General features: G+C 60.4%; 17 protein-coding genes. 8 read left to right on the forward strand and 9 right to left on the reverse strand.

Translation table 11 applies throughout. The features are described 5' to 3' along the window. Positions 1-217: 217 nt before the first annotated feature. The 3 genes from CKW24_RS12805 to CKW24_RS12815 all read right to left on the reverse strand — a co-directional run bounded on the left by CKW24_RS12805 (position 218) and on the right by CKW24_RS12815 (position 4,799). Entirely contained in the window at positions 218-2,212 is a 1,995-nt protein-coding gene (locus CKW24_RS12805) for a hypothetical protein (protein WP_095168430.1), read from the reverse strand. A 198-nt stretch (positions 2,213-2,410) separates the two neighbouring features. Then, on the reverse strand, positions 2,411-3,553 hold the full coding sequence (locus CKW24_RS12810; RefSeq protein WP_095168431.1) for a glycerate kinase: 1,143 nt from the start codon (positions 3,551-3,553) through the stop codon (positions 2,411-2,413). 124 nt (positions 3,554-3,677) lie between these two features. Further along, positions 3,678-4,799, reverse strand: a complete 1,122-nt coding sequence (locus tag CKW24_RS12815) for a sugar diacid recognition domain-containing protein (protein WP_095168433.1) — start codon at positions 4,797-4,799, stop codon at positions 3,678-3,680. A 166-nt stretch (positions 4,800-4,965) separates the two neighbouring features. Here CKW24_RS12815 and CKW24_RS12820 point away from each other — a divergent pair, with 166 nt between their 5' ends. The 3 genes from CKW24_RS12820 to rarD all read left to right on the forward strand — a co-directional run bounded on the left by CKW24_RS12820 (position 4,966) and on the right by rarD (position 8,361). Further along, entirely contained in the window at positions 4,966-6,276 is a 1,311-nt protein-coding gene (locus tag CKW24_RS12820) for an MFS transporter (protein WP_095168434.1), read from the forward strand. 114 nt (positions 6,277-6,390) lie between these two features. Next, positions 6,391-7,404, forward strand: a complete 1,014-nt coding sequence (locus CKW24_RS12825; protein WP_095168436.1) for an aldo/keto reductase — start codon at positions 6,391-6,393, stop codon at positions 7,402-7,404. 75 nt (positions 7,405-7,479) lie between these two features. After that, positions 7,480-8,361, forward strand: coding sequence for an EamA family transporter RarD (rarD, locus tag CKW24_RS12830; RefSeq protein ID WP_095168438.1), 882 nt, complete (start codon positions 7,480-7,482; stop codon positions 8,359-8,361). A gap of 63 nt (positions 8,362-8,424) precedes the next feature. On the opposite strand, the gene hppD is transcribed toward rarD, so the two are convergent. Together hppD and CKW24_RS12840 are read right to left on the reverse strand one after the other, a co-directional pair. Further along, positions 8,425-9,501, reverse strand: a complete 1,077-nt coding sequence (gene hppD / locus CKW24_RS12835; RefSeq protein WP_095168439.1) for a 4-hydroxyphenylpyruvate dioxygenase — start codon at positions 9,499-9,501, stop codon at positions 8,425-8,427. Between the two features lie 247 nt (positions 9,502-9,748). Next, the gene (locus tag CKW24_RS12840) at positions 9,749-10,690 is read right to left on the reverse strand and encodes a DMT family transporter (protein ID WP_095168441.1); all 942 of its coding nucleotides are present in this window, start codon (positions 10,688-10,690) and stop codon (positions 9,749-9,751) included. A gap of 78 nt (positions 10,691-10,768) precedes the next feature. Here CKW24_RS12840 and CKW24_RS12845 point away from each other — a divergent pair, with 78 nt between their 5' ends. From CKW24_RS12845 to CKW24_RS12855, 3 genes are all read left to right on the forward strand, one after another. After that, a complete protein-coding gene (locus tag CKW24_RS12845; protein ID WP_095168442.1) occupies positions 10,769-11,641 on the forward strand; it encodes a LysR family transcriptional regulator in 873 nt (290 codons plus the stop codon). 115 nt (positions 11,642-11,756) lie between these two features. Beyond that, positions 11,757-13,316 (forward strand): cyclic diguanylate phosphodiesterase, encoded by a 1,560-nt coding sequence (locus CKW24_RS12850; RefSeq protein WP_095168444.1) that lies wholly within the window; start codon positions 11,757-11,759, stop codon positions 13,314-13,316. A gap of 222 nt (positions 13,317-13,538) precedes the next feature. After that, positions 13,539-13,901: a histone-like nucleoid-structuring protein, MvaT/MvaU family gene (locus CKW24_RS12855; RefSeq protein WP_095168446.1), complete on the forward strand. Its 363-nt coding sequence runs from the start codon at positions 13,539-13,541 to the stop codon at positions 13,899-13,901. Positions 13,902-14,098: 197 nt separating this feature from the next. On the opposite strand, the gene CKW24_RS12860 is transcribed toward CKW24_RS12855, so the two are convergent. Then, positions 14,099-14,659, reverse strand: coding sequence for a DUF4946 domain-containing protein (locus tag CKW24_RS12860; RefSeq protein ID WP_095168447.1), 561 nt, complete (start codon positions 14,657-14,659; stop codon positions 14,099-14,101). A gap of 199 nt (positions 14,660-14,858) precedes the next feature. Between CKW24_RS12860 and gloA the strand changes: the two genes are divergently transcribed. Then, the gene (gene gloA, locus CKW24_RS12865; protein ID WP_095168449.1) at positions 14,859-15,386 is read left to right on the forward strand and encodes a lactoylglutathione lyase; all 528 of its coding nucleotides are present in this window, start codon (positions 14,859-14,861) and stop codon (positions 15,384-15,386) included. Between the two features lie 409 nt (positions 15,387-15,795). Here gloA and ahpF read toward each other — a convergent pair whose 3' ends face one another. Then, positions 15,796-17,358 carry an alkyl hydroperoxide reductase subunit F gene (gene ahpF, locus CKW24_RS12870; protein WP_095168451.1) on the reverse strand — a complete coding sequence of 521 codons (1,563 nt, stop codon included), beginning with the start codon at positions 17,356-17,358 and terminating at the stop codon, positions 15,796-15,798. A gap of 121 nt (positions 17,359-17,479) precedes the next feature. Further along, positions 17,480-18,043, reverse strand: a complete 564-nt coding sequence (gene ahpC / locus CKW24_RS12875; protein ID WP_095168453.1) for an alkyl hydroperoxide reductase subunit C — start codon at positions 18,041-18,043, stop codon at positions 17,480-17,482. A gap of 260 nt (positions 18,044-18,303) precedes the next feature. Here ahpC and CKW24_RS12880 point away from each other — a divergent pair, with 260 nt between their 5' ends. Next, positions 18,304-19,356: a DNA-binding protein gene (locus tag CKW24_RS12880; protein ID WP_095168455.1), complete on the forward strand. Its 1,053-nt coding sequence runs from the start codon at positions 18,304-18,306 to the stop codon at positions 19,354-19,356. Here CKW24_RS12880 and gorA read toward each other — a convergent pair. Continuing rightward, positions 19,353-20,711, reverse strand: coding sequence for a glutathione-disulfide reductase (gene gorA / locus CKW24_RS12885; RefSeq protein WP_095168457.1), 1,359 nt, complete (start codon positions 20,709-20,711; stop codon positions 19,353-19,355). The two genes, CKW24_RS12880 and gorA, sit on opposite strands and share 4 nt — an antisense overlap. Between the last annotated feature and the right edge of the window lie 35 nt (positions 20,712-20,746).

Genomic DNA, 20,746 nt, shown 5'->3' on the forward strand with positions numbered 1-20,746 from the left:
AAATTAGAGTCGCCAGTAGAATTAGTTCATTGCTTCTCGCGACGAACTTGGCTTGTACTTACAAGGGCGGCGAACAATATCGAGATACAGCCCCACCGAATGTAGGACTAATCCTGTAATGGAGCGGAGTCATCCACAGAATCAGCGATCCACCCGGCCAGGTGCACAAAAGGGGCTGCGTGCCCCTTTTGTGTCCATGTAACGACTTATCGCCTCATTACGGGTGAGGGGGTATCGGGCATGTGCCTGTACCCGTGCCCAACGCGACATTCAACGTCGCGTCCGGCGAAGGTGGCGTCACGCCGCTAACCGTATAGCTGACGATGCCCCGACCAATCTGGTCCGACTCGCCGCCGTACAAGGGCAGGATTTTTGTCGCATACGGCCGCACGATCCAGTCAAGACCGTTAACCACTTGCGCCGCAGTCAGGGGTGGGAAGGTATGTTGCAAATCAGTGCCCACGATGGGGTCGGCAGGGAGCGGACCCGAAGGATCGTAGCCTTTATGCCCCTGCCACTTGACGGTGACTACCACCCCTAACTTCAAGTAGCGGGCGTTGGCCGGAATATGCACCTTGATCCCGAGGCCTTCCACCGGGTCCCAGTCCAACAAGTGACAGAACATGAAGCCACTTGCATTCCCGGGAAACTCCACGACATCCGGGACAATGGTATGGACTTCCACCTTGACCGGCTTGGGCTTGGAATGCTCGGCGTTGATATAGCCAGCACGACGCAGCCAGTAAAACACCGGCAACCCAGGAGCCGTACTGTTACTGCGTTGATCAATCACACTCCACGGGATTGGAAGGACCATCGCCTGACCCGCAACCTCAGTTGTGATGACGTGCACGGGTAGCACAGGCAGGTTGTCCCACATCAAGTGGATTTCATCACCGGCCGTCGGCGAGTCGTACAACGTAAACCTGGCCTCGGCGTCGAAAGTCGCATCCGACAGATTCAGTTCATCCTTAAGGTCCGATTCACCCCAGACTTCAACTTCGTGCAGGTTCGGGTTGGTAATGTCCGGCCAATCTGGGTTAACGGGGCCGATCCTGGAAAAATCCACCTGGACGGTAATGCCTGGTGCGTCGAACGCCCGCAACCCCCGGCGAACCTCATACTTGACCGGGGTGGTTTGCTCGCCTGTAGTCTGGGTGTATTGAGCCAGCAACACCGCCAGCGGAACCTTGACCAACGTTTGCGCACGCGGCACGAGAGGATGGGGCTCGAGTTCCTGAGTCCCCCAGATGAGATGAATTTTGTCGGAGCTCTTGCCGTTGGTCACTGCAGGAATCACCACGGTGACCTCTCGAGTGGCGGCGTCGAGTTGATCGATCAAGCCGTCGTCGTCTGCCAGCGGTACGCTGGGAGGATCCAGAGGAGCAATGGGTAGCGCTCCGAGCGCGACGTTGCGCAGACGCATCCGGGACAACCGGCTCGGGTTGCCGGCCTTGTCGAACAAGCGGTAGGCACAGAAGACCGGGCCATCGCCAGCGTCCTGAATCCACGGCAAGGGAATTTCGAACAGGCGATTCGCAGGAATAGTGACCGGAACCGGAGTAATCGGCACGATGTCTTCCGGGTTGATCGGTTCGACTTTTTGCCAGCCGTAGGAAATCGTGTCGCCCGGCTCATAATCCGTATAAGCGGGTAACTCGACGAACACTTGGTTGCCGTTGGCAGCCAGGTAGGCATCGTTGATTTCATTGGTAGCGAGTATGAATTCCGGCGGATTTTGCAGGTCGTGCGGAGGCGTGCGGTCAATTCTCAGCGGCGTGGTGGTTGACTCTTCGACGAACCCCGGAGCACTCCAGATTTTCAACCTCCATCGAAGATTGAATTTGCCTTCAATCTCCTTATCGAACACATCGAGAGTGACCGCCTTGGGGAAATCCGGACGGTTTTGCGGGTAGGGAAACGGTTGCTCCTTGAGCACTTCCCAGACGCCGCTGCCAACCCTGGCCATTTCAATACGAACCGTGTCAGCCTGGCCGGGGATCGGCACAAGATTATCCCAAGCCGGAATATTCACCACCAGCGGCTGGTCATTGCTCACCGCCGGTCGTAGTCCCTCGGTATCTCCCGGCATCAAGCCGTTCACGGTAAGGGGGTCGAGCGGCCCCGCAGTTGGAGCGTCACGCTGGGCCAACCGTTCGCGATTGGCCCAGCGCACCTGCTCGGCATTTAGCTGCTTGTCTGAACGTGCCATGTGCTTTCTCCAGTACTGTTCATAGTCAACCGTGACCTGAGCCAAGGCGATGAAACCTGTCTGGCAGTTCGAACTTTGAAAGCACTGCACACTACGCCTTATCGTTCTGCCGGACCTGAGCAACCCGGAGCAAATTAGGCACTAGTTTTTTATCTGCCGATAGCTGTCAGAGTTGACAGGTACCCGCTGTGTGGAGGGTCATGCCTGGCGCAACGCCAACCGCCAGACCCGGGCAATATCCCGTGCCCGCTCACGCAATAGTTGCGCGGCATTGGCACACGCCCGAGCCAGGCTTGTTGGCCCGGAAGGTAACGCAAAGGCGGCATCGACCCCCTGTTCATACATCTGCTCGTAACCCTCGCCCAGGGTGCCGGCGATCACGATCACCGGTACACGGTTTTGGCGGGCGATACGCGCCACCCCGAAGGGGGTCTTGCCCCTTAGCGTCTGCGCATCAAAGCAACCTTCGCCGGTGATCACCAGATCGGCTCCCCGCACGGCGTCCGCCAACCCGACCAGTTCAGCCACGACTTCCACGCCCGGACGAAATTGCGCGTTCAAAAACGCCTTGGCCGCAAACCCCAGGCCCCCCGCCGCACCGCTGCCGGGTTCGTCACGCAGGTCCTTGCCTAGCACGTGCGCACAATGATCGGCAAAGTGCCCCAGGGCAAGATCGAGTTGCTGCACCTGCTCAGGCGAAGCACCTTTCTGTGGGCCGAAAATCGCTGAGGCGCCATGGGGGCCGCAGAGTGGATTGTCGACGTCGGCGGCGATCTCGAAACGGACCTCGGCCAGGCGCGAGTCGATGCCCTTGAGTTCAATACGGGCCAGGTCTTCGAGCGCCAGGCCACCGTGACGGATCGCTTGCCCCTGGGCATCGTTCAAGCGCACGCCCAAGGCGTGCATCGCGCCCGCTCCACCGTCATTGGTGGCACTGCCGCCAATGGCCAGGATGATACGTCGGGCACCCGCATCCAGCGCCGCACGAATCAACTCGCCGGTGCCAAAGGTGCTGCTGATGCACGCATCACGCTGCTCCAGCGGCACCAATTGCAGACCGCTGGCTTCGGCCATCTCGATGATTGCAGTGTGGCTGTCGGGCAACCAGCCCCAACGGGCCTCGACCGGCTCGCCCAATGGCCCTTGCACCCGGGTACTGCGCAACTCGCCAGCGCAGGCCGCGAGAATCGCTTCGACCGTGCCCTCACCGCCGTCGGCCATCGGACATTTGACCAACTGCGCATCCGGCCAGACCTCGGCCAGCCCCTGGGCAATGGCATCCGCCACACCAATAGCACTCAGGCTGTCCTTGAACGAGTCGGGGGCGATGACGATCTTCATGTGATTTCTCCGGTTGTTATGCAGAGCATGCTGCCAGTTGCCCCAGACGATGACGCCAGTCCGCTGCACAAGGGTGGAGGGGGTTTATTGTTCATTTCTACAAAACCCAACTCAAGCCCTGCTCCTACACGTCTGCACAGGGCTGGGGTAATAGCTGCACACCGAGGTACAGCGCCAGCATGCCGTCCAGCCGCAGCGGATCGACTCCGCTGAGCTCGGCCACCCGCTCCATGCGATAGCGCAGGCTGTTGCGGTGGATCCCCAGAGCATCGGCACAGGCCTGGCTTTGGCCATCGTGCTCGCACCAACTGCGCAAGGTCGCCAGCAACTGCCCGTTGCTATCCTTGGCGATGACCTTGCGCAAAGGGCTGAGTAGCTCATCCAGCGCATCATCGTTGCGATGGCGCCAGAGCATCACCGGCAGGCGGTAGCGGTTGAGGGTCAACAAACGACTGTGCGGCAATACATCGCGACCGTAGGCCAGCAAGTCGCCAACCCGCCGATAGCAGCGGCGCAAGCCCTGCAGACCGTCGGCCTGGCCACCGACCGCAATGCGCAGGATGTTCCAGCCCAGGCCATCGAGTTTCTCCAGCAAGCGCTCGTTCTCCACCGTATGAGTGGTCGGGCGGCACCACAGCAACGAGGACTTGGCCGAACTTACGCACCAGCTATCGGGGTAGCGCGAACTCAGCCAGGCACTCAAGGCTTCGGCGGTCTGGCCGTTGCCGTGTTCCAGGCCCAATTCAAACAAATAGGGGGTACGTGACAATTGCGGCTTGAGGCCCATTTGCTGGGCTTCGTCGATCAACCGCGGCGAGTCCCCGGCCTCACTGAGCAATAGCGCCAACAGATCATCGCAGCGCTGGCGGCGCCATTGCTGCTCGGCCTGCTGGTTGCGCTGGGCCACCAGCATTTCGGCGGTCATGCGCACCAACTCGGCGTAGGTGCGCAGTTGCTCGGGTTCACCGGTGATGCCGAGTACGCCGATCAGGCGCTGATCGAGCAGCAACGGCAGGTTGATCCCCGGCTGCACGCCCTTGAGGTGCACTGCCGTCTGGGCGTCGATTTCCACCACCCGACCATTGGCCAGCACCAACTGCGCGCCTTCATGCCGGGTGTTGACCCGCTCCGGCTCGCCACTGCCCAGGATCAGCCCCTGGCTGTCCATGACGTTGACGTTGTAGGGCAGAATGGCCATCGCCCGGTCGACGATATCCTGGGCCAGGTCGTGATCAAGTTCGAACATGAGGCGTATTCCTGGAAAAGCTGGGGCTTTGGTTGTTCACCCGCACAGGCGCTTGGCGTAATCGCTGTGCTCAGGCACAAAGACATCCGCCAATGGGTGACCGAGACTCTGCATGCGGTCACGTTACCCTCGCACCGCAAAAAATCATAATAAAGAGAGACCCGCCATGTCACAGAGCGCCGCTGCCACCCTGGCCACCGATGACGATAAAAACGCCGTCTACAAGCGCATTACCCTGCGCCTGATCCCCTTCATCTTCATTTGCTACCTGTTCAACTACCTGGACCGGGTCAACGTTGGCTTCGCCAAGTTGCAGATGCTCGATGCGCTGAAATTCAGCGAAACCGTGTACGGCCTCGGGGCCGGGATTTTTTTCATCGGTTACGTGCTGTGCGGCGTACCGAGCAACCTGGCGCTGACCCGCTTCGGCCCACGGCGCTGGATTGCGCTGATGATGATCACCTGGGGCACGTTGTCCACCTGCCTGCTGTTCGTCACCACGCCCACCGAGTTCTATACCCTGCGCCTGTTCACCGGTGCCGCCGAAGCCGGATTCTTCCCCGGCGTGGTGTTGTACCTCTCGCAGTGGTTCCCGACCTTCCGCCGTGGCCGCATCATGGCGCTGTTCATGTCGGCGATCCCGGTCTCGGGTCTGCTCGGCAGCCCATTCTCCGGCTGGATCCTCAACCACTTCGCCGCGGGCCAAGGTGGCCTCGCCGGCTGGCAGTGGATGTTCCTGCTGCAGGGCATTCCGACGGTAATCCTCGGTGCACTGGCGTACTTTCTGCTCAGTGACGACTTCGCCAGCGCCAAATGGCTCAAGCCGCACGAGCGTGCGGTGCTTGAGGCGGACCAGGCAATCGACCGCGCCAACAAGCCGAAGACGGCCACCGACTCGCTGCTGGCCGTGTTCAAGAATCCGGCGATCTGGGCGTTCGGCCTGATCTACTTCTGCATCCAGAGCGGCGTGTACGCGATCAACTTCTGGCTGCCGTCGATCATCAAGAACCTCGGTTTCAGCGACAACCTGGTGATCGGTTGGCTCAGTGCGATTCCCTACCTGCTGGCGGCGGTGTTCATGCTGCTGGTCGGACGCTCGGCGGACCTGCACAAGGAGCGCCGCTGGCACCTGGTGGTGCCGATGCTGATGGGCGCGCTGGGCTTGCTGATCGCGGTCAACTTTGCCGCTCACCCGGCCATCGCGATTCTCGGCCTGACCATCGCCACCATGGGCGCCCTCACCGGCCTGCCGATGTTCTGGCCGGTGCCAACCGCCATGCTCAGCGCCGGTGCCGCCGCCGGTGGTCTGGCGCTGATCAACTCCATGGGCCAGATGGCCGGCTTCCTCAGCCCGTACCTGGTGGGCTGGGTCAAGGACACCAGTGGCTCCACCGATGCCGCGCTGTATGTGCTGGCCGCGGTGATTGTCGGCGGTAGCCTGCTGGCCTTACGCATGACCCGCACCCTGCGCGTCTGACCCCAGCCACGGTGGGAGCGGGGTCGCCCGCCCCCACCATTGGATAATTGCGGTTGCCCACATCGCCCTTCTGGTATTTGATTGAGCCTTTCCCACCGGTAAAAGGAATTCGTCATGAGCTACCGCACACTGGGCCATTCCGGACTGCAAGTGTCTACGCTGACCCTGGGCACCATGATGTTTGGCGAGCAGACCAGCACCGAAGACTCGCTGCGAATCATCGACAAAGCCTGGGATCAAGGCATCAATTTCATCGACACCGCCGACGTCTACACCAATGGTCGCTCCGAGGAAATCGTCGGCGAGGCGATTGCCGGCAACCGGCATGAGTGGGTGGTGGCGTCCAAGGTCGGCTTTGGCCCGGTGGACGGCCTGCCGAATCGCAGCGGCCTGAGCCGCAAGCACATTTTCAATGGGATCGATGCCAGCCTGACCCGCCTGGACACCGACTACCTGGACATCTATTACCTGCACCGCGAAGACCACAACACCCCGCTGCACGTCACGGTGTCGGCCATTGGCGACCTGATTCGCCAGGGCAAGATCCGCTATTGGGGCCTGTCCAATTATCGTGGCTGGCGCATCGCCGAGGTGATTCGCGTGGCCGAGCAACTGGGCGTCGACCGGCCGGTGATCAGCCAGCCGCTGTACAATATCGTCAACCGTCAGGCCGAAACCGAACAGATCACCGCCGCCAACGCCTACGGCCTTGGTGTCGTGCCCTACAGCCCGCTGGCCCGTGGCGTGCTCAGCGGCAAGTACGCCCCCGACATTCGCCCCGACGCCAACAGCCGCGCCGGCCGCCAGGACAAACGTATCCTGGAGACCGAATGGCGGGTCGAGTCGCTGCGCATCGCCCAGCAGATCCAGGCCTACACCCAGCAACGTGGTGTTGGCATGGTCGAGTTCGCCATTGCCTGGGTCCTGAACAACGCCGCGGTGACCTCGGCCATCGTCGGCCCGCGCACCGAAGAACAGTGGGACGCCTACACCAAGGCCCAGGACGTGAAGATCAGTGCCGAGGACGAAGCCTTCATCGATTCACTGGTGACCCCGGGGCATGCCTCGACACCGGGGTTCAATGATGTGAGCCATTTTGTCTCGGGGCGCAAGGCACTGAGTAGCTGAGGCCATTGCAACGATATTCGTCGCTCAAACCACGTATCCTTCCCCTCTGTTTATGTTCAGTGTCGCGAGGACAGCTTGTCTAAAGGAATTGCTCTATCGGTGTCGGCCTCGGTGCTGTTTGCCGTCATGTATTTCTACACCTCACTGCTGTCGCCGCTCGACGGTGTGGAAATTTTCGGCTGGCGCATGCTGCTGACTGTGCCGTGCATGACGGTGTTCATGCTGGTATCCGGTGAGTGGCAACGGGTGGTGGAGATCCTGCGGCGGCTGGCAGCCAAACCGCTGCTGGTCGGTGGCTTGCTGGTGTCCTCTGCCCTGCTCGGCGTGCAACTGTGGCTATTCATGTGGGCACCGTTGAACGGTCATAGCCTGGATGTGTCCCTGGGGTATTTCCTGCTGCCACTGACCATGGTGCTGACCGGCCGCATCGTCTACGGCGAGCGCCTGTCGTACCTGCAGAAGATTGCCGCGAGCCTGGCGACCCTGGGCGTGCTCAATGAGTTGTACCAGGTGGGCAGCTTTTCCTGGGCGACCATGCTGGTGGCCATCGGTTACCCGACTTACTTCGTGTTGCGCCGACGCCTGGCGGCTGACAACCTCGGCGGCCTGTGGCTGGACATGGCGCTGTTGCTGCCAGTGGCGTACTGGTTCGTGCACAACGGCGCACAAGGCTTCGGCGTGTTCGACCAGTACCCTTGGCTAACGTTGCTGATTCCCGTGCTCGGGATCATCAGTGCCTCGGCCCTGGTGGTCTACATCATCGCCAGCCGCCTGCTGCCGTTCAGTCTGTTCGGGCTGCTCAGCTATGTCGAGCCGGTGTTGTTGCTGGGGGTGGCACTGCTGTTGGGAGAAAGCATCAAGGCGGGGGAATGGCTGACCTACATCCCGATCTGGCTGGCGGTGCTGGTCCTGGTGTTCGAGGGCTTCAAGCACCTGGTGCGCCAACGCAGGCCTTAAGCACACCTGAAACAAATGTGGGAGCGAGCAAGCTCGCTCCCACAGTTTTATCGGTGTAAGGGCTTAGTCCGTGGAGAGAACACCACGGCGCACCTGGTCACGTTCGATCGACTCGAACAGCGCCTTGAAGTTGCCTTCACCAAAACCATCGTCGCCTTTACGCTGGATGAATTCGAAGAACACCGGGCCCATCAGGGTTTCCGAGAAGATCTGCAACAGCAGGCGCTTGTCGCCGGCCTCGGACGAACCGTCCAGCAGGATCCCGCGGGCCTGCAACTCGCCGACCGGTTCGCCGTGGTTCGGCAGACGGCCTTCGAGCATTTCGTAGTAGGTATCTGGCGGCGCAGTCATGAAGCGCATGCCGATGCTTTTCAGGTGATCCCAAGTCTTGATCAGGTCATCGGCCAGGAAAGCAACGTGCTGGATGCCTTCGCCGTTGAACTGCATCAGGAACTCTTCGATCTGCCCGGCACCCTTGGAGGACTCTTCGTTCAGCGGGATGCGGATCATGCCATCGGGAGCGGTCATGGCCTTGGAGGTCAGGCCGGTGTATTCGCCCTTGATGTCGAAGTAGCGGATCTCGCGGAAGTTGAACAGCTTCTCGTAGAAGTTCGCCCAGTAGGCCATGCGGCCGCGGTACACGTTGTGAGTCAGGTGGTCGATGATCTTCAGGCCGGCACCGACCGGGTTGCGGTCGACACCTTCGATGAACACGAAGTCGATGTCGTAGATCGAGCTGCCTTCACCAAAACGGTCGATCAGGTACAGCGGCGCGCCGCCGATGCCCTTGATGGCCGGCAGGTTCAGCTCCATCGGGCCGGTCTCGATGTGGATCGGCTGGGCGCCGAGTTCCAGGGCCCGGTTGTAGGCCAGTTGCGAATCCTTGACGCGGAACGCCATGCCACACACCGACGGACCGTGCTCGGCGGCGAAGTACGAGGCGACGCTGTTGGGTTCGTTGTTGAGGATCAGGTTGATCGCGCCCTGGCGATACAGGTGCACGTTCTTGGAGCGGTGGGTCGCGACCTTGGTGAAGCCCATGATCTCGAAGATCGGCTCAAGGGTGTTCGGGGTTGGCGATGCGAGTTCGATGAACTCGAAGCCCATCAGGCCCATTGGGTTTTCGTATAAATCTGCCATGGTTGACGCCTCATCATGCTTTTAATAATTAACTGATCGTTAGTCGTGAGCACTGCTGAGACGCGCGGGTGGCGCGCAGGAGATGCCTCGCACACTGCGGGCGAGAAAATCACCGTAGATCAATTGGAACCCAAATATCTTCATTGTCGACCCAAGGCTTTTGTGGGCGAGGCTTCTGCTGTCAGAAGACTTATTCTTATATGCGTAAACCGATTCTACACAGCGTAAAACAATTTGTCCGCCTTCTCTATAAAATCCGCCTTTTTGCCGTCGCTGCAAAGGCTTTGTTGCACAGGTAGATACCCAGCAGGATGACCGCCCCGCCCAGGTACATCGCGCCCGTCATCGGTTCGCCGAGCAGCAGCGCGCCGAGGATCACCGCGGTCAGTGGGTTCAACGCGATAAACGCGCCACTGCGGGTGGCGCCAATCCGGCGAATGCCGTCGTAATACCAGATATAGGCCAGCGCCGAACCCAGCACACCCAAGTACAGCAGGCTGATCACTTGTCCCGGGGGCAACTGCGCAAGGACCTGCCACTGGACTTCGCCGCGCACCGCGCAGGTCAGCCATAACATCAAGGTGCCCAGGACCACCGAGTAAGTCACGGTGTGCAGCGGGCCCAGCGCTTGGTTCAGCCCCCTGGAGAACAACGAATAGACACCCCAGCCCAGCACGCAGCCGAGCAGCAGCAGGTCGCCAAGCCAAGCCCCGCCGGTGAACACCGACTGATCGCCACTGACGATCACCAGCCCCGCTCCGCCGAGACACAGGAGGATGCCGACGACCTTGCTGGCACTAAGGCGCTCCTTGAACAGCAACCAGGACGCCAGCCCGATCACTGCCGGGTTCAAGGCGACAATCAGCGATGCGCGGGACGCGTGGATATACTGCAGGCCGTAAAAGAAACACAGGTTGTAGACGTAGATGCCGAAGAACCCCAACAGTCCCAATTGCAGCCATTGCCGGCCGCTCGGCCGAGCCAGGGGGATGCGGGCCAACCCCATGAACAGCAGCAGCGCCAGGCTCGCCAGCGCAAAGCGCAAACTCGCGGCAAACAATGGGCTCAGCGAACCCGCCAGGTAGCGCCCGGCGACGAAAGTTCCGCCCCAGAGCATGGTGACGCTGGCGAGCTTCAGGTACACCGGGACATCCGAACCATGCCAACCACTCTGGACAAGACTTTTCATGCAGGCTCCTGGGACATGACAGGGTTGATGGCTTATTCTTCCCGTCATGATCGATCATCGTAAAATGAGTCTTTACTCATGACCCTGAGCCAACTCGAGATCTTTTCCCTGGTCGCCGAGCTGCAAGGCTTCACCAGCGCAGCCCACCGCCTGGGCATCAGCCAGTCGGCGGTGTCCCATGCCATCAAGGCCCTGGAGCAGGAACTGGGTGTCGAGCTGCTCAGGCGCCAGCAGTCCCAGGTCGAACTCAGCGACATCGGCCAGCAGTTGCTGGTGCGTGCTCGCGCCATGCTCGGCCTCGCCAGCACTCTGCGCCAGGAGGCCGCCGACGCCCGCGGAATGAAAAGTGGCACGCTGCGCATCGGTTCTTTTGGCCCCACGGCGTCGATCGGCCTGCTGCCGAAAATCCTGCCGCAGTACCGGGCGGCCTATCCCGGCATCGAGGTGCACATCGATGAAGGCCCCGACCGGCAGGTGTTGCAGTGGCTGGATGAGCGGCGGATCGATGTCGGTTTCGTGGTGCTGCCCGAAGAGCGTTTCGACACCTTCCCCTTGGTCGAGGACCAGATGGTCGCGCTTATCCCCGTCGGACATGCCCTGGCCAACAGTGACAGCCTGACACTGCGCGAGCTGTGCGACGATCCGTTCATCCTCACCGAGGCCGGTTCTGCAGAACTGGTGACACGCCTGTTCAGCGCGGCACGGCTGAGCCCCGACATCCGTTATCGCTGTTCGCAATTGCTCAGCACCCTGGCAACCGTGAGTCGGGGTGAAGCACTGACCCTGGTTGCCGAACGCTCGCTACCCGACACCCCGCAGGCGCATTACGTGAAGCGGCCGCTGTCTCCGATGGTCAAGCGCCAGGTGGGTCTGGCGGTGCTGGATCAACGCCAATGCTCGCCCGCCACCCTGGCGTTCATCAAACTGGCAACGGGATTGTCCTTGAGTTGAACAACACAATCGCCCAGTGCCATCTATCATCCCCGCTATGCAATCTCTTCATGGAAGGCAAGGCGTTGCCGCACCTGCATTTGAGAGCCCATCCCCGCAGTCCCAGGTTTGCCCAATGCCATTGACCTTAAAGCGCCGGCGTAAAAGCGCCTACCGTAACGCCATCACCGTGCTGGTGGCCCTGGTGCCCGTGGTGCTGGGCGGCGCCATTTTGTACATGCAAGCCGAAAGCCGACTGAGCCAGAGCACGCACCAGACCGCCGAGGAAGCCGTTCGCCAGTTTGACCTGATGCTCGACAACACCGCCCACGCGGCCCAGCTCCTGCTGCCGCTGGCTGGGCAGCCCTGTGCGGACGTCAAGCTGGCCCTGCGTGAGCAAGTGACCCGCCGGCCCTTCGTGCGCTCCACCAACCTGGTGTGGGACAACAATCTGTACTGCAGCTCGTTGTTTGGCGAGTTCGAGGAGAAGGTCGACCCGGGCGAGTACACCCACGGCAAGTTGTGGTTGATGAACGGCAATCCGGTAACGCCCAACACCGCCCTGTTGGTGTACCGCCAGAGCGAGGGCCGACAAGGCGCACTGACCACGCTCGATGGCTACCACCTGAGCAACGTGCTGCGCCTGATCGGGCGCCAGACCCTGTTGTTGCTGCAGGTCGGTGACAATTGGTTGTCGGCCGACGGCCAGGTCCATGAGGGCGCCCTGCCCGAACTGCCGGTGGCACGCAATTACCTGGAATCGTCACGCTATGCCTTTAAAGTGGAGGCCGGATTCCCCGAGGGGGAAACCTGGCGCTACATGGTCAGCGAGTACCCACCACTGTTCAGCCTGCTGATATTTTTTGGCGCCATCGCCGGCACCCTCGCCCACTGGCTGCAAAAACGCTCGACATCACCCAGCCTGGAGTTGCAGCGGGCCATGGAGGCCAAGGAGTTTGTGCCGTACTTTCAACCGGTGGTGCATGGTGACAGCAAGGGTTGGGCCGGCACCGAGGTGCTGATGCGCTGGAACCACCCCAAGGATGGCCTGGTACGTCCAGACCTGTTCATTCCCTTTGCCGAGCACTCGGGGCTGATCGTGCCGATGACGCGCTCATTGATGCAGCAGACCGCCGCAGTGCTCGGCCCGCAAGCCAGTCATTTCGGCGAACGCTTTCATATCGGCATCAACATCACCGCCAGCCATTGCCAGGACCTTGACCTGGTGGCTGACTGCCGCGAGTTCCTGGCGGCTTTCCCGCCCGGCAAGGTCGCGCTGGTCCTGGAGCTCACCGAACGCGAGCTGATCGAACCCACGGCCATCACCCACCAACTGTTCGAACAGTTGCATGGACTGGGCGTGATGATCGCCATTGATGATTTTGGTACCGGCCACTCCAGCCTCGGTTACTTGCGCCAGTTCAATGTGGACTTCCTGAAAATCGACCAGAGTTTTGTCGCAATGATCGGCGTGGACGCGCTGTCGCGGCATATTCTGGACAGCATCATCGAACTCTCCGGCAAACTCGACTTGGGGATAGTCGCCGAAGGGGTCGAAACACTAGAACAGAGTGAATATCTTGCAGGTCATGGGGTGAACTTCCTGCAGGGCTACCTGTATGGCCGACCGATGCCCGCTGGCGAATTCATTATCGAACTGAACAAACACTTGGCGGTTGAGCAAAACGCCCTGTAAAAACCATTACTGAGCGGTCGGCGCACCAAATGGCATCAAACAGCGGAGCTGCGTTACATAAATAAAAAGACATGATTTACTCGGAGTGAATTAACTACTACAATTTTTCCTGCCTGCGCAAGATTGCCAGGTGCGCCACTCTCACCGAGTCGCTTCAAGGCTCTTGGCTTATAGCTTTGTTTGCGGTTGGTCTCAGCCAAACACACTATTGGAGTAAAGATATTGTCCAGACTCGCTGAATTTCGTGCAGCTGAAAAGGCCCTTCAAGAGCAGCTTGCGCAGCTGGAATCACTGAAGAACGACGCCGGGCTGAAGAAAGAAATCGAATTCGAAGAGAAGCTCCAGGGCTTGATGAAAACCTATGGCAAGAGCCTGCGCGACATTATCGCCATCCTCGACCCCAACGCCAAGGCTAGCCTGCAGCCAGCCGCGGCACCCAAGACCCGCCGCGCCCGCGTGGTCAAGGTGTACCAAAACCCGCACACTGGCGAACTGATCGAAACCAAAGGCGGCAATCACCGCGGCCTGAAAGCCTGGAAGGAACAATACGGCGCCAGCACCGTTGATTCCTGGCTGCGTGCTTGAGGGCCATGAACCTCACCCTGAAAAGCCCTGCCAACGCAGGGCTTTTTTATGCCACTCGGATTTTAAGTAACGATGCTCGCCGATCTAGCGGAAAAATCCGCTAACTACCATGGGTCGGCACAATTAACTTTGTAGTTAGTCCTTCCGGCCAAAGAACTGGAAGCCCGCCATTGCGTCGTGAACACTGCAATCTGGAACTAAAGTTTCAAACTTTCACGCAGCGCCTGTATTTCTTTCTGACTTGCTGCGTACGCATCGGCTTGTCCGGCGTAGGAAAAAACATAGGCTTTATCTGCCTCTACCGCGGCCACTAGTGTTTGCGACAATACATGACGCCCGTTCTGGGTAATGGTACAGGTGGTTTCCAGGGCAGCCAGGCGACTCAATGTAGCCGGATGAATCTTGTTGCACACACTCTGGTAGCCGCCCTGAAAGAAGTCCTTCTGGATCGACTTGCGCATTTCCAACAACACCCCCTGCAAGTTGACCACATGCCCGGCCTCAACCTGGGTCATGGTCAACTCCATGACCAGTATCGTGTCACCGTTCTCATCGTTTTTCACTGCGCGCTGGCGTGAAACCTTCGCCGGCGCCTCGCTCGGCGCGGTTTCCAGCGCGGGTTCCAGCGCGGTTTCTGGCTCCAGGGCCTGGACCTGCCATCCATCAGGCCAGGTGATCTCGGCGAGCTGGGGTTGCGCAGCAGCAGCGGCGGCAAACAGACCGGTTAACAGCAACAGGGATCGAATGGTTCGGATCATCAGGCAAGACACTGGCGAGGAAAGGCCCAAAGTCTGACCCCGACCGGGCCCGCAGGCAATAGCCGGAGCTTTGTGCATTGGCCCGGCACCGCCCCTTGCGTATCATTGGCCCACTGCAAGCAAGCCTCGAGCACCGCAAGCCCAAGGACAGCTCCATCGGCTGGAGCGTCGTTTGCCCCACTTATTTTCCGGAGGGCCCATGAGCCTGCACGACCTGAACACCTTCCCCGGCGTCACTGCCCAACCTGACACTGCCACCCAGCAATTCGTGTTCAACCACACCATGCTGCGGGTCAAGGACATCACCAAGTCCCTGGACTTCTACACCCGTATCCTCGGCTTCAGCCTGGTGGAAAAACGCGATTTCCCGGAAGCCGAGTTCAGCCTGTACTTCCTGGCCCTGGTCGACAAAAACCAGATCCCGGCCGACGCGGCGGCTCGTACCGAGTGGATGAAGTCGATCCCGGGGATTCTCGAGTTGACCCACAACCACGGTACTGAGAACGACCCGGATTTCGCCTACCACAATGGCAACACCGACCCGCGCGGTTTTGGCCACATCTGCATTTCGGTACCGGACATCCGCGCCGCCTGCGAACGCTTCGAAGCCCTGGGCTGTGACTTCCAGAAACGTCTGAATGACGGCCGCATGAAGAGCCTGGCCTTCATCAAGGACCCGGATGCCTATTGGGTCGAAATCATCCAGCCAGCGCCACTGCTGGCGTAGGAACAAGCTCAAGCATGGGGTGTAAGGGAAGTCTGCTCGCGATGGAGGTCGGTACATCCAACATTGAGGCTGCCGCCATCGCGGGCTGTGAGCTGGCCTCATCGCGAGCAAGCCGCAAGCGGGCGCTCGCTCCCACACTGATTTTGGCTGTTCACAGATTCTGTATACACCACACCAAACCTGTGGGAGCGGGCTCGCCCGCGATGGCGGTGTGTCAGGCAACATAGATGTTGGCTGTGCTGGCCTCATCGCGAGCAGGCTCGCTCCTACAGTTAACTTGGTTGCTCACAAATTTTGTATACACCCACACCAAACCTGTGGGAGCGGGCTTGCCCGCGATGGCAGTGGATCAGGCAGCATTGATTTTGGACGGGCTCACTCGCAAAAGACAAAGGGGCAGCGCTGTGGTTTAAGCCGGGGCCGAGGTGCGGATCAGGTGGTCGAAGGCGCTCAACGAAGCCTTGGCGCCCTCGCCTACTGCAATCACGATCTGCTTGTACGGCACGGTGGTCACGTCACCGGCGGCAAACACCCCGGGAATCGAGGTTTCACCGCGGTTATCGACGATGATCTCGCCTCGTGGTGACAGCTCGACAGTGCCTTTGAGCCAATCGGTATTAGGCAGCAGGCCAATCTGCACGAAGATGCCTTCGAGCTCGACGTTCAAGGTCTCACCAGACTGGCGATCCTTGTAGCGCAAGCCGTTGACCTTCTGGCCGTCGCCAGTGACTTCAGTGGTTTGCGCACTGGTGATCACGGTGACGTTCGGCAGGCTGTGCAACTTGCGTTGCAAGACCGCATCGGCGCGCAACTGCACGTCGAATTCCAGCAGTGTCACGTGGGCAACGATCCCTGCCAGGTCAATGGCTGCCTCGACCCCGGAGTTGCCGCCGCCGATCACGGCCACGCGCTTGCCCTTGAACAAGGGGCCGTCGCAGTGCGGGCAGTAGGCCACGCCCTTATTGCGGTATTGCTGTTCGCCCGGCACGTTCATTTCGCGCCAACGGGCGCCGGTGGCCAGAATGACCGTCTTGGCCTTGAGGGTAGCGCCACTGGCGAATTTGACCTGGTGCGGTTCGCCGTTCTGGCCTGGCACCAGGGCATCGGCCCGCTGCAGGTTCATGATGTCGACGTCGTACTGCTTGACGTGTTCTTCCAGGGCCACCGCCAGTTTTGGTCCTTCGGTTTCCTGTACGGAAATGAAGTTTTCAATCGCCATGGTGTCCAGCACCTGACCGCCGAAACGCTCGGCGGCAACGCCGGTGCGAATGCCTTTACGGGCCGCGTAGATCGCGGCCGACGCACCGGCTGGGCCACCGCCCACCACCAACACATCAAAGGCTGGCTTGGCGCTGATTTTCTCGGCCTGGCGCTCGATGCCGCTGGTGTCGATTTTCGCGAGGATTTCTTCCAGGCCCATGCGGCCCTGGCCGAAGTTCACACCATTGAGGTAAACGCTGGGCACGGCCATGATCTGACGCTCGTCGACTTCGGCCTGGAACAGCGCGCCGTCGATGGCGACGTGATGAATATTGGGGTTGAGCACTGCCATCAGGTTCAACGCCTGGACCACGTCCGGGCAGTTCTGGCAGGACAGCGAGAAGTAGGTCTCGAAGTGGAACTCACCCTTGAGCGAGCGGATCTGTTCGATCACTTCGGCACTGGCCTTCGAAGGGTGGCCGCCGACTTGCAGCAGGGCCAGCACCAAGGAGGTGAATTCGTGGCCCATCGGGATGCCGGCAAAACGCAGGCTGATGTCGGCCCCTGGGCGGTTGATCGAGAACGATGGCGTGCGTGCATCGGCACCGTTGTCGAGCAAGGTAATTTGGCTGGAAAGACTGGCAACGTCTTGCAGCAATGCGAGCATTTCCTGGGATTTCGCACCGTCATCGAGGGAGGCAACGATCTCGATCGGCTGGGTGACCCGTTCCAGGTATGACTTCAACTGGGCTTTAAGATTGGCGTCCAACATACGGGCGATCTCCTTTGTTCAATTCTAAAAAAAACGCCCGAGCGAATCTCGCCCGGGCGTCTTGAGGGCGGTGCAGCTGACTTAGGTGCGGCGTACCGCCCGGGTATCGCGAGTCACTGACTCAGATCTTGCCGACCAGGTCCAGGGACGGTGCCAGGGTGGCCTCGCCTTCTTTCCACTTGGCTGGGCAGACTTGGCCCGGGTGAGCGGCGACGTACTGGGCAGCCTTGATTTTGCGCAGCAACTCGGAAGCGTCACGACCTACACCGCCATCGTTGAGCTCGACGATTTTGATCTGGCCTTCAGGGTTGATCACGAAGGTGCCACGGTCTGCCAGGCCAGCTTCTTCGATCAGCACGTCAAAGTTGCGGGAGATGACGTGGGTCGGGTCGCCGATCATGGTGTACTGGATCTTGCCGATGGCTGGCGAAGTGTTGTGCCAGGCTGCGTGGGCAAAGTGGGTGTCGGTGGACACGCTGTAGATCTCGACTCCCAGCTTCTGGAATTCGGCGTAGTTGTCGGCCAGGTCTTCCAGCTCGGTTGGGCAAACGAAGGTGAAGTCAGCCGGGTAGAAGAATACGACAGACCATTTGCCTTTCAGATCGGCGTCCGACACTTGTACGAAATCGCCATTTTTGTAAGCGGTAGCGGTGAAGGGTTTAACTTGGCTGTTGATGATAGGCATCGTTGACTCTCCGTCAGGGTTGAAAAGTTGATGAGGTGAATCCTACCCAACCGATTGCCTGATGGCTCATTGGCAAACCTGATGCCGCTCATTGGTTTTCGCTATTAGCCACCACTCTTAATAGAAGAAAACCGTCTCAGCGACGAAATGCCCTCGACCCGCTACACCGAGGTCCGGCGCCGCCAATCGGTACCTAGCCGCGTGATACACTCCGCCCCCATACAAAGTACGTACTACATTACGCAATGGCAGGAGAAAACATGGCTCGGGGCGGTATAAACAAGGCTGTAGTGCAGGCGGCACGCCTGGCGATCCTGGCGCGCGGCGACAACCCCAGCATTGATGCAGTACGTATCGAGATGGGCAACACCGGTTCGAAAACCACTATTCATCGCTACCTCAAGGAGCTGGATGACGAGGTTGCGGCCCGCCAGAGCGAGCCGCAAGAACAGATCGATGACGAACTGAGCGGGCTGGTAGCACGTCTGGCGCAACGCCTGAGGGAACAGGGCCAGGAGCGCATCGATCACGCCCAGGAAGGTTTCGAGCAAGCGCGCAAGGCGCTCGAAAGCCAATTGGCCGAAGCCCTGCAACTGCAGGCACAACTGACTCGCCAATTGGAGACCCAAGGCGCGACCCTGGCCAGTGAGTCCGCAGCCTTGCAAGACACCCGTGCGTCGCTACAGGGCGAACAGACTCGCAATGCCAGCTTGAGCCAGGCCCTCAGCGATTTTGAACTGCGCTTGAATGACAAGGATGAGCAGATCCGCTCACTGGAAGAAAAGCACCTGCACGCTCGCGACGCCCTGGAGCACTATCGCGAGGCCATCAAGGACCAGCGCGAGCAGGAACAGCGGCGCCATGAAGGCCAAGTGCAGCAGATCCAGATGGAACTGCGCCAGGCCCAGCAAAGCGCCATGGTCCGCCAGGACGAGATCACCCAGCTCAACCGCGATAACGAACGCCTGCTGACCGAGAACCGCGGCACCGTGCGTGAGTTGCACCTGTTGCAGGATCAACTCAAGCACAGCGAGACCCGCCAGGCCCAAGCCCAGGAACAGATCCGCCGCCACGAAGCCGAAGCCACCCTGTTGCAGGAACGCCTGCGGGTCGCAGTGCTGGAAAGCACCAGTGCCAAGCAGGCAGCCGCCGAGCAACTGCACGCCAACGCGGAGCTGGAACTGCGAGCCGCTAGCGCCGAAGCCAGCCTGCAGGCACTGCATCTGGCGGTGGCCACGCAAGCTGCGCTGGAGCCGGCGCCGGTCCCGGTCCCGGTTCCAGGCCCGGCTTCTAAGCAGTCGAAAAAACCTTAACCGGCCACTGGCGTGCGCATGGTGACGAACTCTTCGGCGGCCGTCGGGTGCACGCCGATGGTTTCGTCGAAGTCGCGCTTGGTCGCGCCGGCCTTCAAGGCAATCGCCAGGCCCTGGACGATTTCGCCCGCCTCCGGACCGACCATATGGCAACCCAGGACCTTGTCGGTCTTGGCGTCGACCACCAGCTTCATCAGCGTGCGCTCCTGACACTCGGTCAGGGTCAGCTTCATCGGCCGGAATCGGCTTTCAAAAATCTGCACCTCATGGCCTGCCTCGCGGGCCTGTTCTTCCGTGAGGCCAACAGTGCCGATGTTCGGCAAGCTGAACACGGCGGTCGGGATCATCTGGTAATCCACCAGGCGATACTGCTCGGTCTTGAACAGACGACGCGCAACAGCCATGCCCTCGGCCAGGGCCACCGGCGTCAGTTGCACGCGACCGATGACATCGCCAATCGCCAGGATCGACGGCTCAGCGGTCTGGTACAGCTCGTCGACCTCGACGAAGCCTTTCTGGTCGAGCTTGACCGCGGTATTTTCCAGCCCCAGGTTATCCAGCATCGGCCGCCGTCCGGTCGCATAGAACACGCAATCGGTTTCCAGCTTGCGGCCATCCTTGAGGGTCACGCTCAGGCTGCCATCGGCTTGCCGGTCGATGCGCTCGATGTCGGCATTGAACTGCAGGTCCATGCCACGCTTGGTCAGCTCCTCTTGCAGGTGCTTGCGCACCGCACCGTCGAAGCCGCGCAGAAACAGGTCACCGCGATACAGCAAGGAAGTCGACGCGCCCAGGCCGTGGAAGATCCCGGCGAACTCGACGGCGATGTAACCGCCCCCCACCACCAGCACACGCTTGGGCAGGGTCTTGAGGAAAAACGCCTCGTTGGAACTGATGGCGTGCTCGGCCCCGGGGATCTGCGGGATCTGCGGCCAGCCGCCGGTCGCGATCAGGATATGCTTGGCACTGAAGCGCTCACCATTGATCTCTACGGTATGGGGCGCGACGATCCGGGCGTGGCCTTCATGCAGGGTCACCCCGCTGTTGACCAGCAGATTGCGATAGATACCGTTGAGACGGTTGATCTCGCGGTCCTTGTTGGCGATCAGCGTCGCCCAGTCGAACTGCGCCTGGTCCAGACTCCAGCCGAAGCCCGCAGCCTGCTCGAAGTCTTCGGCAAAGTGTGCGCCGTACACCAGCAATTTCTTCGGCACGCACCCCACGTTGACGCAGGTGCCGCCCAGATAGCGGCTCTCGGCCACGCCGACTTTCGCGCCAAAACCGGCGGCGAAGCGTGCCGCGCGTACTCCGCCGGAACCGGCGCCAATCACATACAGGTCAAAATCGTAGGCCATTTCTATCTCCTCGGCAGGGCACCAGCATACCTGCT

The sequence above is a fragment of the Pseudomonas sp. Irchel 3H3 genome (genome assembly GCF_900187635.1).
Classification (GTDB): domain Bacteria; phylum Pseudomonadota; class Gammaproteobacteria; order Pseudomonadales; family Pseudomonadaceae; genus Aquipseudomonas.